This is a genomic window from Nitratireductor sp. XY-223 (assembly GCF_004959855.1).
Taxonomy (GTDB): Bacteria; Pseudomonadota; Alphaproteobacteria; order Rhizobiales; family Rhizobiaceae; genus Hoeflea_A.
This window is the reverse complement of the sequence record NZ_SPNT01000001.1, coordinates 611,576-626,813: the sequence shown is the minus strand read 5'-3', so window position 1 is coordinate 626,813 and position 15,238 is coordinate 611,576. Positions and strand designations below refer to the sequence as shown.

General features: G+C 63.9%; 11 protein-coding genes. 2 read left to right on the top strand and 9 right to left on the bottom strand.

Translation table 11 applies throughout. The features are described from left to right. Positions 1-9: 9 nt before the first annotated feature. From E4M07_RS02735 to E4M07_RS02705, 7 genes are all read right to left on the bottom strand, one after another. Positions 10-1,761, bottom strand: coding sequence for a nitrate ABC transporter ATP-binding protein (locus tag E4M07_RS02735; RefSeq protein WP_136656747.1), 1,752 nt, complete (start codon positions 1,759-1,761; stop codon positions 10-12). A gap of 10 nt (positions 1,762-1,771) precedes the next feature. After that, on the bottom strand, positions 1,772-2,848 hold the full coding sequence (locus tag E4M07_RS02730) for an ABC transporter permease (RefSeq protein ID WP_136656746.1): 1,077 nt from the start codon (positions 2,846-2,848) through the stop codon (positions 1,772-1,774). A gap of 74 nt (positions 2,849-2,922) precedes the next feature. Then, a complete protein-coding gene (locus E4M07_RS02725) occupies positions 2,923-4,323 on the bottom strand; it encodes a CmpA/NrtA family ABC transporter substrate-binding protein (protein WP_206057160.1) in 1,401 nt (466 codons plus the stop codon). Between the two features lie 335 nt (positions 4,324-4,658). Then, positions 4,659-5,882 (bottom strand): CmpA/NrtA family ABC transporter substrate-binding protein, encoded by a 1,224-nt coding sequence (locus tag E4M07_RS02720; RefSeq protein ID WP_136656745.1) that lies wholly within the window; start codon positions 5,880-5,882, stop codon positions 4,659-4,661. After that, the gene (locus E4M07_RS02715; RefSeq protein WP_136656744.1) at positions 5,875-6,480 is read right to left on the bottom strand and encodes an ANTAR domain-containing response regulator; all 606 of its coding nucleotides are present in this window, start codon (positions 6,478-6,480) and stop codon (positions 5,875-5,877) included. The genes E4M07_RS02720 and E4M07_RS02715 overlap by 8 nt, the downstream gene beginning before the upstream one ends. Before the next feature lie 383 nt (positions 6,481-6,863). Then, the gene (locus E4M07_RS02710) at positions 6,864-7,457 is read right to left on the bottom strand and encodes an NAD(P)H-dependent oxidoreductase (protein WP_169054063.1); all 594 of its coding nucleotides are present in this window, start codon (positions 7,455-7,457) and stop codon (positions 6,864-6,866) included. 116 nt (positions 7,458-7,573) lie between these two features. Next, positions 7,574-8,485 carry a helix-turn-helix domain-containing protein gene (locus E4M07_RS02705; RefSeq protein ID WP_169054062.1) on the bottom strand — a complete coding sequence of 304 codons (912 nt, stop codon included), beginning with the start codon at positions 8,483-8,485 and terminating at the stop codon, positions 7,574-7,576. Positions 8,486-8,630: 145 nt separating this feature from the next. On the opposite strand from E4M07_RS02705, the gene E4M07_RS02700 reads away from it, so the two are divergent. Together E4M07_RS02700 and E4M07_RS02695 are read left to right on the top strand one after the other, a co-directional pair. Further along, on the top strand, positions 8,631-9,650 hold the full coding sequence (locus E4M07_RS02700) for a nitronate monooxygenase (RefSeq protein ID WP_136656741.1): 1,020 nt from the start codon (positions 8,631-8,633) through the stop codon (positions 9,648-9,650). A gap of 10 nt (positions 9,651-9,660) precedes the next feature. Then, positions 9,661-10,527: an NAD(P)H-binding protein gene (locus E4M07_RS02695; RefSeq protein WP_136656740.1), complete on the top strand. Its 867-nt coding sequence runs from the start codon at positions 9,661-9,663 to the stop codon at positions 10,525-10,527. Positions 10,528-10,532: 5 nt separating this feature from the next. Here the strand turns inward: E4M07_RS02695 and E4M07_RS02690 are convergent, their stop codons facing one another. Further along, complete coding sequence (locus E4M07_RS02690; RefSeq protein ID WP_136656739.1) at positions 10,533-11,261, bottom strand: hypothetical protein; 729 nt, start codon at positions 11,259-11,261, stop codon at positions 10,533-10,535. Continuing rightward, a complete protein-coding gene (locus E4M07_RS02685) occupies positions 11,258-15,226 on the bottom strand; it encodes a right-handed parallel beta-helix repeat-containing protein (protein WP_136656738.1) in 3,969 nt (1,322 codons plus the stop codon). The genes E4M07_RS02690 and E4M07_RS02685 overlap by 4 nt, the downstream gene beginning before the upstream one ends. Positions 15,227-15,238: the final 12 nt, after the last annotated feature.

Sequence of the window (15,238 nt, the reverse complement as noted above, 5' to 3'; positions counted from 1 at the left end):
CCCTCATTCCTATTGCGCCGCTTCCATGGATGATCCGTTCTGCCGGGCGATGCGCGCCGCCCGCTTGCGCTTGATCGATTCAAGCTGCGCCTCGTCGGGATCGGCACCGCCTTCATAGGCTTCGAGGAAGTCGAGCAGTTCCTCGCGGTAGGCGTAGTAGTCGGGATGGGCGATCAGCGCCTTGCGCGACCTCGGGCGCGGCAGATCGACATCCATGATGTTGCCGATCCTAGCGTTCGGACCGTTCGACATCATCACCACGCGGTCGGCCAGGAGGATCGCCTCGTCGACATCATGGGTCACGCAGATCGCCGTGACCTGCGTTCGTTTCCACACGTCCATGAGCACGTCCTGAAGCTCCCAGCGGGTCAGGCTGTCGAGCATGCCGAACGGCTCGTCCAGAAGCAGAAGCTTGGGCGAAAGCGCGAAGGCGCGGGCAATGCCGACGCGCTGCTTCATGCCGTTGGAAAGGGCAGCCGCCGGGCGTTGCATGGCATCGCCCAGTCCGACCTTGGAAAGATAGTACTCGATGATGTCCCGCTTCTCCGCCCAATTGGCGTCCGGATAGACCTTGTCGACGCCGAGTTCGACATTCTCGTAGGCTGTCAACCACGGCATCAACGAAGGCGCCTGGAAGACCACGGCGCGCTCCGGTCCCGCACGGGTGACGTGGGTGCCGTCGAGGATAATGCTGCCCCCGGTGATCTTGTTGAGGCCGGCGACCATGGAGAGCACGGTGGACTTGCCGCAGCCCGAATGCCCGATCAAGGTGATGAATTCGCCCTTGCGCATCTTCAGGTCGAAGCCTTCAACGACGGTCAGCGGGCCCTTCGGTGTCGGGTACACCTTCTTGAGCTGGCTGAACTCCAGATAGCGATCGTCGATGCGGCTTTCGGCCGCCCGGACATAGGCGTCCGGCAGCCGCGCCTTCTGGGTGATCGGAACGACATTCGGAAGTTCGATATCACGGCCGGCATCGACACCGCGCTCGGCGCCCAGATTCATCAGGTATTTGGTGATGCCGGTCCGCAGCCGGATGAACGCGTCGTTGTGGTTCATTTCGCCGCGGTCACGCGGTTGCGGCAGATCGACGACGAATTCCTCACCCAGCGTCGCGTTCGGTCCTGGCGTCAGCGGGATGATCCGGTCGGCGAGCAGGATCGCCTCGTCCACGTCATTGGTGACCAGGATGATGGTCTTCTTTTCCTTGCGGCTGATCTCGGCGAATTCATCCTGCAGTTTCGCGCGGGTCAGCGCATCGAGCGCCGACAGGGGCTCGTCGAGCAGCAGCACTTCGGGCCGCATGGCGAGCGCCCGGGCCACGGCGACACGCTGGCGCATGCCGCCGGAAAGCTCCGCCGGCCGGCGGTCGCGGGCGTGGCTTAGGCCGACCATGTCGATGTACTTGTCGACGATTTCCCGGCGCTCGGCGGCGGATTTGCCGGAGAAGACGGAGTCCACGGCAAGGCTGACATTGCCGGCCACCGAGAGCCACGGCATCAGCGAATAGGACTGGAAGACCAGGGCCCGCTCGCGGCCCGGGCGGTCCACCTCCTTGCCCTTGAAGATGACGCCGCCTTCATCGGCCTTGATCAGCCCGGCAAGCAGCGACATCAGCGTCGTCTTGCCCGAACCGGAAAAGCCGACAATGGCAATGAACTCGCCCTCCTCGACCTTGAGATTGACGTCTGTGAGCACCTCCGTGCGCCCGATCCCCTCGCCGTAGTGTTTCGAAAGGCCGGTGATTTCGAGAAATGACATGGCGTCTCCTTTACCGGTTCGCCGAGAATGTGAAGGCGCGCTGCAGCGCATACATCAGACGGTCGAGCATGAAGCCGATGAGGCCGATGGTCAGAACCGCGACCATGATCCTGGCGAGAGACTGGGACGATCCGTTCTGGAACTCGTCCCAGACGAATTTGCCGAGGCCGGGGTTCTGCGCCAGCATCTCGGCAGCGATCAGCACCATCCAGCCGACGCCGAGCGACAGGCGCAGCCCGGTGAAGATCAGCGGCAGCGCCGACGGCAGCACCACCTTGGTGACGGTCTTACGGGTGGGAAGCTGCAGCACCCGCCCGACATTCATCAGGTCCTTGTCGACGGAAGCGACACCCAGCGCCGTGTTGATCAGTGTCGGCCACAGCGAGCACAGCGTCACCGTGACCGCCGAGATCACCAGCGATTTGGGAAACGCGTCGACCGGATCGATATAGAGCGCCGAGACCACCATGGTGACGATCGGCAGCCAGGCGAGCGGCGAGACCGGCTTGAAGATCTGGATCAGCGGGTTGATCGCGCCGTTGAAGGCCTTTGACAGGCCCGAAGCAATGCCGAGCGGCACGGCAATCATAGTGGCGATCAGGAAGCCGAGGCCGACCGTCTTCAGCGAAGTGAGGATCTGGTCGAAATAGGTCGGCTTGCCGGTGTAGTCGCGCCATTTCACCTTTTCGGCCTTGCCCTCGGCTTCGAGTTTGGCGTTGCGCTTTTCCTGCCGCTCGTAAAAGGCTGCGGCCTTGGCACGCTCGTTGTTGTGATCGGCGACGAGATTGATCGCCTGTTCCCAGACCTGCACCGGGCCGGGAATGGCGCCGAGGGACGTCTGGACCTGCGGCGCCAGCATGCCCCAGGCGGCCAGGAAGACGAGAATGCCCGCAAGCGGAATCAGGAGCGCGCGCTGCAACTCTTTCATCTGTTCGCGCGGATTATCACCCGCCGCCATTTTCAGCAGCGGCACGAGCCAGGAAAAGCCCAGCGCGTCGAGCCAGCCCGAGGCGCGGTTGATCCAGGTAAACAGCTTCTCGCGCTTCGTGGATGACTGTTCGTCGACGGTCGGATTGCTTGTGGTCATGATGTCTCTCTTTTCATTCCTTCCCGGGGCGGCCCGCCGCGACCGGTCGTCCCGGGTTCAGGGGAATGTTGGGGTTAGCCGCCGACAACCTCGGAACCGTCGACTGTCTGGTTGCCCTTCAGGCCGATCGGAAGCGAGTCGATATAGGCGTTCGGCTGGCGGCCGTCATAGGGTATGCCGTCGATGATGTCGGCGGCCGGTGTCGGTGGGCGATATCCGTCGGTTTCCCAAGGAAAATCCGCTTCGGCGACATGCCCCTCATCGACCAGCATGCGGGCGGCCTTGAGATAGATGTCCGGGCGGTAGACCGATCTGGCCACCTCGTCGTACCAGCTGTCCGGCTTCGCTTCCGGGATCTGGCCCCAGCGGCGCATCTGCGTCAGGTACCAGACGGCGTCGGAGTAGTAGGGATAGGTCGCATAATACCGGTAGAAGACATTGAAGTCCGGCACCGGCCGGGCGTCACCCTTTTCATATTCGAACGTGCCGGTCATCGAATTGGCGATCACCTCGGCGTCGGCGCCGACATATTCCGACCGTGCGAGGATCTCGACGGCCTCCATGCGGTTGGCGTTGTCGTTCTCATCAAGCCACTTGGCGGCGCGGATAAGCGCCTTGGTGAGCGCCAGGGTCGTGTTCGGGTTCTCCTCGGTGAATTCCCGGGTGAGGCCGAACACCTTTTCCGGATTGTTCTTCCAGATCTCGTAGTCGGTGATCACCGGAACACCGATGCCCTTGAAGACCGCCTGCTGGTTCCACGGCTCGCCGACGCAATAGCCGTAGATGGTGCCGGCCTCCAGCGTCGCCGGCATCTGCGGCGGCGGCGTCACCGACAGCAGCGCGTCGGCCTTGATCTGGCCGGAAACGTCGGTGGGCGAATAGAATCCCGGATGGATGTCGCCGGAAGCCAGCCAGTAGCGCAGCTCGTAATTGTGGGTCGAGACCGGGAACACCATGCCCATGTTGAACGGCTTGCCCTCGGACTTGAACTGCTCGACGACCGGCTTCAGCGCGTCGGCCTTGATGGGGTGCACCGGCTTGCCGTCGTCGCCCACCGGAATGTTCGGCTTCATCATCGCCCAGATCTCGTTGGAGACGGTGATGCCGTTGCCGTTCAGGTCCATGGAAAAGGGCGTCACGATATGCGCCTTGGTTCCGAAGCCGATCGTTGCCGCCAGGGGCTGACCGGCAAGCATATGCGCGCCGTCGAGCTCTCCGGTGATGACCCGGTCCAGGAGCACCTTCCAGTTGGCCTGCGGCTCTAGCGTCACGAACAGCCCCTCGTCCTCGAAATAGCCCTTCTCGTAGGCGATCGCCAAAGGCGCCATATCGGTCAGCTTGATGAAACCGAATTTCAGCTCGTCCTTCTCGACATCGAGCATCTCTGCGCTGGCCGATGAAAACGCCGTCGAACCGGCCAGAATGGCCGCGCCGGCCGCAATCAACGCTCTTCGGCATAAGGTGGTTGACATCATTTATGTTGCTCCTGTTGAGACTGCCGCTCGCGCGGGCACCAAATAAAAAAGCCGCCAACCGGTGCCGACCTCGTCTTGGGAGGTCTCGCACGGCTGGCAGCTTCGCCTGGGGCGCCCGCCTTTGGACGCGAAATCAAGCCTTGGGAGGCTGAATATTTAAAAGCAGGAAACGTGCCAGTTTGCATAAGGAAAGAGAATTTCCTTTCAATTCAATGCGTTATCGTACTTCTGGCTGCTACCGGCACAGTTGAGGCCGCTCTCGGGCTGGCTGCAAATTGTGCAGCGCACACATGATGCCGTTCAAAATATAATCAGTGATGGAACATGCCCTCGAGTTAAACGGTCTCGTCGGCTTTCCCCGGATTGCCGGACTGCTCGGACAGATACGCATCAAGCCGGTCCGGATCGAAGGTCCTGCCGTCGAAGAAACCGTCGGGTCCGAGCACCAGCGTGCCGTGGGTCGACCCGACCGGCTGCGCGGTTATCATCGCACCCTCGACCTTCGCGTTCGCCGCCGGGATGGGAACCGACAGGGATTCGATCGCCGCCCGGTAGAGGTCCGGCCGGAAGCAGCGTGCCGCGGCGACTGCGCGCGCCCGGCTGTGCTCCACCTGCCCCCAGCGCACCATCTGGCTGTAGAACCACAGGGCATGGCTTTGCCACGGGAAGGTCGCTGCCCGCGCAAAGGGCTCGTAAAATCCGGACTGATCCGGCTTAGCCGGTGCGGCCACTGAACCGTTCAGCGCCCGCAGAATGAGCCCGGCCGGTTTGCCGATATAGTCGTCACGGGAAAGAAGCGCGGCCAGCGCATCGAAATTTTCCGGTTCGCCGCACCACCTTGCGGCCCGGTAGAGCGCGCGTAAAAGCCCGTCCAGCGCCTCTCCGTTCCGTTCGGCCCAATCGGCGCGGACACCGAGAACCTTCTCGGGGCTCGATTTCCAGATCGCCGATTTGGTCGTCGCCACGACACTGTCGCCGGCCTTGACGGCGACCGAATTCCAAGGCTCGCCGACGCAGAATCCGTCTATCTGCCCCGACGCCAGGGCATCGGGCATATAGGGCGGCGGCACGAAGACGATATCGACATCCCGATCCGGTGCGATTCCCGATGCTGCGAGCCAGTAACGCAGTTCGAGATTGTGCCCCGAATGCGGGTGGACGACAGCCAGTTGCAGACGCCGCCTGCCGTTCCTGGCGACCATGCGCAGCGCGGTTCCCGCATTCGCCGCATCGGCCGGCTCGAACGGTCTGGCCTGCTGCATCAGATCGTACAGCCAGCGGCTGACCGTCACCGCATTGCCGCCGAGACCGAGCGACATCGGGGCAATCACGTCGAGCGAAAGCGGCGTCAGCCCAAGCGCGAATGCAATCGGCATCGGTGCCAGCATGTGCGCCGCCTCGAATTGTCCGATCGCCATGCGATCGCGGACATTCGCCCAGGACGTCTCGCGCAACAGCGACAGCACGATCCCCTCGTCCTCGGCGAAGCCGCATTCCCGGGCCGCCACCAGGATCGCACTGTCCGTAAGGGGCAGAAAAGCGGCGGTAACGTCAGTCATCTCGATCCCCTTCTCTCAGCAGATCTGCCGCCAGGACGAGGCTCTGCGCCACATCAGAGATCTTGCGGTTCTGGTTCATCGCAGTCTTGCGCAACAGCGCGTAGGCCTCATCCTCGCTCATGGCGCGCGTGCGCATGAGCAAGGCCTTTGCCTGATCGACGACCTTGCGCGACTGCAGCGCCCTGCGCGCATCCTCCAGCTCACGCTCCAGCCGCGCATAGGCGTTAAATCGGCTGATGGCCATGTCGAGGATCGGCTTGACCCTTTCCCGGCGCAGCCCGTCGACGACATAGGCGGAAACCCCCGCGTCGATTGCCTGTTCCATGGAATCCGTGTCGGAACTGTCCACGAACATGGCGATGGGGCGTTTCACCGCGCGGGAAAGCTGGAACATGCTCTCAAGCATGTCACGGTTCGGGTTTTCCAGGTCGATGACGATGACATCCGGTGAAATGGCGGCGATCTTGCCGGCGACCCCGGTCACGTCCGCGACGACGGTCACCCGGTCGTGGCCGGCTTCACGCAAGCCCGCCTCGATGATGGCGGCGCGCACGGTGTTTTCGTCGACAACCAAAACAGACGGCAGGCGTTGCGGCATATTTCTAGATCGCGCTCGCGAATAAACCGGTCATGCGGACCGCATACAATTGCTCTTCGTCCTCCGCCGGACGGCATGCGCCGTTCAGCGCTCCGATATTCCATTCGGTCGCCGGCCGGACGTGCCCGACCGGACCGCGATACGGCCGGCGACCTGTCTGTGGAGCACCTTTACGGCACCCTCGTAATGGTCCCCTCTGGACCTACCGATTACTTTGCAAGCCGTATGCCAGTTTCACGAAGTTGATGTTTTTTACAATAAATTCCTATAGTTGCTGCTACTTCTTGAATCCCGATACGGGGACGGATATGGACGGAAATTGTGAAAAAACAGGCGGGCGGCCTAATTATTGTGCAATGCACAATAGGCCCATCCGATCCGAGTCAGAATTTTGACAGCGTCTTTTCGACCTTGTCGAGGAAGCGTGTGCGGTCGCGATCGCTGGCATGGTCCATGTCGTAGAGCTGCAGCCAGGTGACCTTGCACGCCGGACTGAAAATGATCCGCATCCCGCGCATCAGGAAATTGCGCCCCGGATCGCGCACGATCCGCAACCACCAGCGCGGCGAGCCCGACGTGGTAATGACGCAAAACCGCTTGATATTATTGAGCTTTCCGACGATGCGCGCGTTCTTTTCCGGCGCCACGTCGAATGCAATGCCCGGAAGGCTCACCCGTTCCAGCCAGCCCTTGAGCATGGCCGGCGGGCCGTACATCCATGTCGGGAAGATCAGCACCAGCCCGTCGGCCCAGGTCAGCGCCTCGGTGTGGTCCTTGAGCGCCGCAATGTTCTTCTCCGGCGTGCTGAAATAGGACTGCCACTCCTCCCGCCCCAAAACCGGATCGAAACCCTCGCTGTAGAGATCAATGCTGCGCACATCGTGCCCGCCCGCTTCCAGCGTCGATACCGCGCGGGCAAAAACCGACGCGACAAAACTCTCCTCGCAGGGATGACAGTAAATGATCAGTAGACGCACGTCCCCTCCCCGGATTTCGGTCGGCCGACCCTCAGTTAAACGCAATCGTTGCGCGTGTCACCCGCAGCCGCGGGTTCCGACGGTGAGCAGCGGATTTCCGGTTCTCCGAATGGCACTCAAGAGCGGCGCCGCATTTGCGAAGGTGACAGCCCGAATTCCCGCGAAAAGCTGCGCGAGAAATGGCTTGCGCTCTGAAACCCGGCTTCAAGGCCGATATCGACGATCGGACGTGCCGGGTGAAGCAGCAGGGCAATGCGTGCCTTGCGCAGGCGGCAGCGCAACAGGAACTGTCCGAAGGTGACTCCCGATCGGGCAAAGAGCTTGTGCAGGTGGCGCGTGGAAATGCGGAAATGCGCTGCCACGGCGCCGGGTGAAATGGCAGGATCGGCGCAGTTTCCGGCGACGAACTGCTTGATGTGTCTGAGGTGCCGGTCTGCGAGCATGTCCGCCCGGCCATCGCCGTAGCTCAGCCGGAGAAGATGCACCAGATGATCGGGCGAGCCCTCGGTATCTTCCTCATCAAGGATCGCATCGACACTGTCGAGCAGGGCTGCGGCAAACACATCGTCACGGCCGACCGACCGCGCCACGGCTTTCGCCGGATCGAATCCGTGCGCATCGAGGAGCGCCATCGGCAGGTGCATGCAGACCTGCCTGAAATTCCCGTCAAAACGCATGTCGAAAGGCCGGCGGGCATCCAGCATGACAAAGGAACCAGGTGCGAGCTTCGCTTCGACACCGCACTGGCGGACCGCGCTCGTCCCCGACACCTGGATGTTGACGAAAACGGCGTCGCAGGGCCGATCCTCGACATCGCGGTTACGCCGCCGCACAAGCTGCGGGCTCGCGGTGATTTTCGAGAACGTACCCATGCCGCCGAACGGCGAGAGGCGGATTTCGCCGGCAAACGGACCGTCCGCGATGCGTTCCGGCGTCAGTTTCGTGAATGCCTGGCAGACCACTTCGCGCCAGTGCGCGAACGTGTCGTTGCGCCCGACGGTTGACCAGACATTCCACCCTGACGCCACCGCTCCCATCGTGAAAATATGACACTGAACGCGGTCAGCGGCAATGTGCGGCACACACAGTGCGCTTTCAGGCCAGGCACGTTCACCCTGAGGCAAGCATCCGAAATTGCGGTCGAGTACGGTCCCGGACAAAAGGGAGCCGCAAATGGATGACCGCCTCGCAACGCGCCTGACCGACAAATACGGTCTTTCGACACCCATCGTGCAGGCCGGCATGGCCTTTGCCGGCATGACCCCGCCATTGTGCATTGCGGTCAGCGAGGCTGGAGCGCTCGGTTCCATCGCCGGTGTCGGCATCATACCGCCGGAGGGCGTGCAGATGCTCGTCGGCGGCGTGCAGGCGGGAACCTCGCGCCCGTTCCATGTCAATTTCATCACCTGCTACACAACGGACACCCATATCGACCTGATGTGCGAGATGAAGCCGGCAGCTGTCTCGTTCCACTGGGGGCATCCTTCGGCTGATTGGATCGGCAAGCTGCACGCGGCGGGGATCGACGTGTTCGAACAGGTCGGCTCGGTCGCGGACGCCCGCGCGGCGGTCGGTGACGGCGTCGACGTCATCGTCGCGCAGGGCTCGGAAGCCGGTGGCCACAACTACGGAACCGCCGGAACCATGGCGCTCACGCCCGCCGTCGTCGATGCGGTCGGGGACCGGGCGATTGTCCTTGCCTCCGGCGGCATTGCCGACGGACGCGGCCTGGCGGCGGCGCTGATGCTGGGCGCGGACGGTGTCTGGGTGGGGACCCGCTTTGTCGCGACGGCAGAGAGCGCCGTCGCCGAGGAGTACAAGCAGCGCCTCGTCGCCGCCGGATCCGCCGATACAACGCTCACCCACGTCTTCGGGCGCCACCATCCCGAGTTCAATCCCATCCGCGTGCTGAAGAACCGCGTCGTGCGGGAATGGCAGGATCGGGTCGCCGAGATCCCGGCAGACAACTCCGGCGAGCCGGTGGTCGGACAGATGGACCTGCTTGGCGAGGCGACGCCGTTGCTCAAATTCACCAACCTGGTGCCGATGACCGGCGCCAGCGGCGATTTCGAGGAACTGCCGCTTCTGGCCGGCGAAGGACTGAGCCTCGTAAACGACGTGCCGCCGGCCGCCGACATTGTCAGGCGCATGACCGAGGAAGCCCGCTCGGCGCTTTCCGGTCGCCCGATGTGAGAGCGAGAAGATGGCACGCATTCTCGTTACCGCAGCAACAGGCCGGGTCGGCTCGCAACTGACGCGGCGGCTCGTGGACGCCGGCCACGACGTGCTGGCCGTGACCAGTCGCCCCGATCGTGCCGGCCGGATCAAGGAGGCCGGCGCGGCGCCGGTGGTCGCCGATCTGCAGAAGCCGGAATCGCTTCAGCAGACGTTGGACGGCACGGACGCAGTCTTCCTCGCCACGCCGGACCATCCGAAACAGGACGTCATGGAACGCGCCTTGATCGCTCAGTTCAGCGCGGCCGGAAATCCGCACGTGGTCAAACTGTCGGCCCAGTCGGCAGGCCTCGATCCGCCGGTCAGCTTCGGCGCCTATCACCGCCGATCGGAACAGGCGCTGGAGACGAGCGGCCTTCCCTACACGATCCTGCGGCCGACCTTCTTCCAGCAGTCGCTGCTGCTCTTTTCCGGCGACGTTGCGCGAAAACGCAAGATCACCGCCCCTGTCGGCAATGGCCGGATCGCCATGGTGAACGTCGAGGATGTCGCCGCCGCGGCGGCGGCGGTTATGGCGAATGAAGATCATTTCGGCCGCACCTACACGCTGACCGGACCGTCGGCGCACAGTTTCGGCGATGTCGTCGCGCAGCTCTCGGACCGGCTCGGTCACACGGTCGGCTATTCAAGCCCGCCGGCCTTCGCGGCCCGCATCGTCCTGCCGTTCGTCACGGGCATGCCGCGCTGGCAGTCGAGCCTCGTTGTCGATCTGCTTTCGGCCCTGAAAGCCGGTGCACAGGAAACGGTCAGCGACGATGTCGAGCACCTGACCGGCCACCCGCCCCGGTCTATCGAGGCGTTCCTTGCCGAACATCTCGATACGTTCAGGTCGTAGAGGGCCTAGCCGACCTTCACGGTCAGTTCGGCGGATCCGCCGGAGACCACATCGGCATTCAGTGATCCCTTGCCGATGATCTTGGCGTTCTTGTCGCGGACGATAACGGAGAGCTGCGCCATACGCCGTTCAACGGCAGGCCCGAGCCCCACGAGACCGCGATCGAGGTTCCGGTCCGTCACCGCCCGGATGCTGGCGAACGTCTTCGGATCGATGGCAAAGACCACGGCGCCCTTGGTGTTCGTGACCTGCGTGTCGAGAACCTTCTGTCCCGCCGCCAGTTCGGTGCTGACACCGGACACGCCCTTCTCGCCCCTGACGACCCGCACACCCAGCTTGAAGGGGTCACGCTCCTCGACAGGCGGCTGTGTCGGATCCCTGACGTCGTCGTTGTCGTTGTCGTCGCCACCGTCATCGTCGCCGCCCTCGTCGCGCTTGAGTTCGAGTTCGAGGCTGGTCCGGCTCTGGTCGGATTCAATCTTGAACGCTTCCGAACGCCGCTTGTAGGTCTCGGACAATTGCTCCGCGGCCTTGACCGCCGGCACCTCCTCGCCCTTGCCGTGCTTGAACCGCAGCCGCGCCGCCTCCAGCTGCGCGGACTCCGCCAGCGCATCGTCGAGCCCGGCGGCAAGTTCCAGTCCGGCGATGCGCGTGCGGTCGGCGGCGTTGGCGCTCAGTTCCCTGATCTGGTCGGCCTCCTTGGAGGTCGGGATCGTCTTGATCGGATCGCTCATGCTGTTTTTCCCGTTATGTAATTGCCGCCGGTGGCGATATCGCCGCCGCCGACCGCGGTGAGATCGGGCCTGTCGGTGCAAAGGCCGGTAACCACGACCTGCGATCCGGCTCTGAGAACGCGGATGCGCACGACATTGCCGACACTGAAGTTGGTCGTGACCTCCTGGCGGTCGAAATTGAGATTGAAGGCCTGGCTGGCGCCGGAGCTTGTGTCGGCGATCACCTCGACGGAGGCATCGACGCCGTAGAGCGTCAGTTCGACCTCGTCGACCGGAACCGGCATGTTGATTTCCAGGTTATGGCCGAACCACAGGCCTTCCACGCCCTCGACATAGCCGAGCCGCGGCGAAACGAAATTGCCGGCCTCGTCGGTCGCCGTTTTCTGCAGCCCGTCGAACGGCGGCACCAGGCAACCGCCGCAGGCGATCGGACTGATCGCCTGGACCAGCGTCCGGTTGGGACCGTCAATGAGGAGCTGCTGCGGCCCCCGCGCCTCGATGCAGTGGGTGCCCTGATTGTGGCTGGTGTCATTGTAGACGCCGAAGGTGATCGCCGAGGCCAGGGTCTTGAAGATCGTTTCCTCGAACCGGTTGCCGCAAACGCGGATCGACCAGCCGAAGCCGAGAATGTTCGACAGGCAGAAATCGCTGGCGAAATCCACATGCGAGACCATCGTATTGTCTTGCACCGAGACATCGTCGAAGCTCATGAAGAACCCGGCCGACAGGGTCAGACTCGGCACGCCGTCGAGGAAATTCTGGATGACGGTGTTGTCGTTGAACTGGATTTCGCCGCCCTGCAGCAACCGCGCCAGCCCCGCCCAACTCGTCGTCGGCTGACGGGTCCCGATCGCCTCCTTGCCTCCCATGCGCAGACCCGACGTGCCGCGCCGCAACAGGGCGAGGAACAGCAAGCCTTCGATCAGTTCCGACGAGAAACCGAGATTGATGACGGTCGCTGCCGTGCCGAACAGGCGCTCGATGGCGAGATAAAGCAGCTCGGCATCCGACAGCGTCGAATTGCCGTTGCCGACGAACATCTCGCCGAGCAGCGTCTGTAGCGAACCGATCGTGGTTCCCTGGCTCGACAGGTGGTTGCCGACGATCGACATGGAGCCGGTCCCCATGACCTGCAGCGCCTTGCCGAGCGGCTGGTGGACGATGTTGTCGTGGATCAGGAGCGCCGGCGCCGACAGCGTGCGCGCCGCACCGTAACGGCTGTCGAGCTGGGCGACGGCCTTGATGTTGGCGGCGCTCGAATGGGCCGAACCCTGCGGCGCGGCGATCAAGACGCGGATGCCGCCGCGCACGCCGATGCGCGGCTGTCCGGCGGCGTTGGTGCGCGGCCCGTTGTCTACGATGCGGTTATCCGAGATCGACAGGCCCTCGGCGCGCAGCACGCTGATGCCGCAGATGGCGTCGATGTGCCGGCGGCCGTTCGCCTCGATGACATTGCCGGAGATAACGCCGATTTCGATCGACGTGAGGGCCACACCGCCAAAGGCGACGAGCAGCCGCTCCCTGCCGGCAAGTTCCGGCGTCTCGAGCTGGGCGCAGCCCATGATCATGTTGCGGTCCATCTGCAGTCCGTGAAGATTGTCGAGCACCGGAACCTGTCGCCGCGGATCGATCGCGATCGGCGATGCGATGCCGGAAAGGCCCATCCCGGTAATGCGGTTGTCGCGGACGACCACATCGCGCAGATCGCCGCCCGAGACGGGAACCTCCGTCGGCGGCTGGCCCGGATCGCCGCCGCCCGAGCCGGGCGGCGTGTAGATGATGCAGCCATTGTTGTCGATGGTGATATAGCCGCCGATATAGGCAATCGGCGCATCGGCGACCAATGTGTAGTTGGTGAAGATCCGCCCGGCATTCTGCACGCTCAAGACGACGAAATGGCCGAGCGTGATGCCGTTGCCGTTGCCGCCGTCGATCACATTGTGCTCGATCAGCACGTGATCGGAACCGCCGCCGATCTGGACGCCGCCGGCGGCCCGCACGATGGCGCGTTCACCGGGTGTGCGCACGGCATTGTCGATAATCGTGATCCCGTCGCCCTGGGCAAAGACCGCCGGTGCCTGCCCCGCCGGCGCGACCGCCTCGAGATCGCCAGTGAGCGGCGCGATCGTGATGCGGCAGTCTCGGATAACAAGGTTGTCGACAAAGCGTGCATTGATGGCGCTGCGGTCGCGGGCCGTGATGATAAGCCCCGCCAGTCGCAGCCCCGAGACCGGCGTGAGCGCGCCGTCCCCGACGACGCCGCGTGCGAAAATGGCGGCGCCCTCGGCGGCCTCGAACGCCATGTTCTCAATCTGCAGTCCGCCGCCGCCGCGAATGGTCACCAGCGGATCGGTCGACGCATCGGGAGCGACGACGCGGGTGCGCCGCCCGCATCCGCTGATGCGGATATTGCTCAGCCCGTCGAGACTGAAGCGTTCATCGAAGACGCCCGGCAGCACGCAGACCTCGCCGCCATGCGCCGGCAGCGCGTTGATCGCGTCCTGGATGCGCGAGAAATCGCCGAAACTCTCATTGTTGTCGCCGACCGTATAGGTGCAGCAGCCGCGCATGCGTGTCAGCGGCCGGAACCGCGGCCGGCAATCGTGCAGGATGGTGCCGTCCGTGCCGTCCCAGCCGATCAGCGCCAGCGGCGCAACGAAGCGGCGCACGCCCATCGGGTCGGCCCCGACCAGCAGTTCCCAGGGCATGACCACATCGGTGGTGGCAGGCCGGGCGGCAATGATCACATGATCGCCGGGCCGCTGATCGTTGCCGGTCACCGTGAGATTGAGCCCGGTCGTGCCCAGCGTCGCCGGCGCCGGCAGCAGCGGCAGGGTCGGGTCGGGTGCGGTATCGGTGCCGCGGTCCCACACGCGCAGGAAGTAGTAGGCACCGTCGAGCGGCTGCAGGCCGTGCCGGGTCGTCAACAGCGCCGCCGCATCGGCCCTTGCCTGCCACTCTTCGCCGAAACCGGCCGGAACCACCGTCGCAGGCGTCAATGTGATGCTCCGCTCGTCCGGGTCGTAACCGCCCTCTACGGTCGCGAAGTGCCCCGGAAGGCTCTCGTCCGCGAGCTTTTCGCCATTGGCAAGAACGCTGCCCCAGGGAATGATCTCAACGGTCTGGCCGGGTGCCGGCCAGTGCAGCGCGTCCTTCGGCTCGGTCAGAAAGCGTATCGTCGCACCGCCGTCTTCCAGCGCGACACGATAAAGCGGGGCGGCGTTGTCGAAACCCCAGATAAAGCGGTCGTCGCCGGTGAGCACCGCACGGATCGCCTGGTTCTCAGCGCCGAGATAGCCGCCGTCCACATTGGGCGAGCAAAGGTCGTCGCCGCCGCTGCCGGGCTCCAGCCCGATGGTCATCACCGTGTCGGGCACCAGTTCCATGTCTTCACTGAGCGTGCCCCACCCGCTTTCGGAAAGCCGCTCCACCACCTCGGCCCAGGCCTCCTCGCATGTCTCGCCATCGAGGTCTTCCATCAGTACGACACGCGTCACCGGACGCAGTCTCGTCGTCGTGTCCGGACCGCCCAGGCCCGGTTCCAGCGTTTCGGCGTCCTCGCTCGACGCCACCGGCTGCAGCCATGTAAACAGCACGGCCATATCGCGCCGCTGCTCTCCGGCGCCCGGCGACGAGCGGCCCGGATTGTTCAGCCAGTCGGCCTGCAACTGGAAGGTCTCGTCGGCGAGCAGTTCCAGCCGGTGGCCGCCGAGGTAAAAGGTACCCGCGTGGATGGTGAAATCGATGCCGCCGCCATTGGCCGTCGGATCGGATATACGGAAACCTTCATCGGGGCTGCCGGCCGGGCCAATAATGTCGATGCGCGACAGCCGCCCTTCCTCCAGCCTCGTTTCCGCCTGTTCCACCTGATCGGAATCGGTGAAGAGCCGTCCCTGCTGGGCATGGACGTCGATGTACCTTTTGGCTCTCGAATACGCCGAACGGGTAATGTCGCGGGTCGCCATGGCACTGTTCCT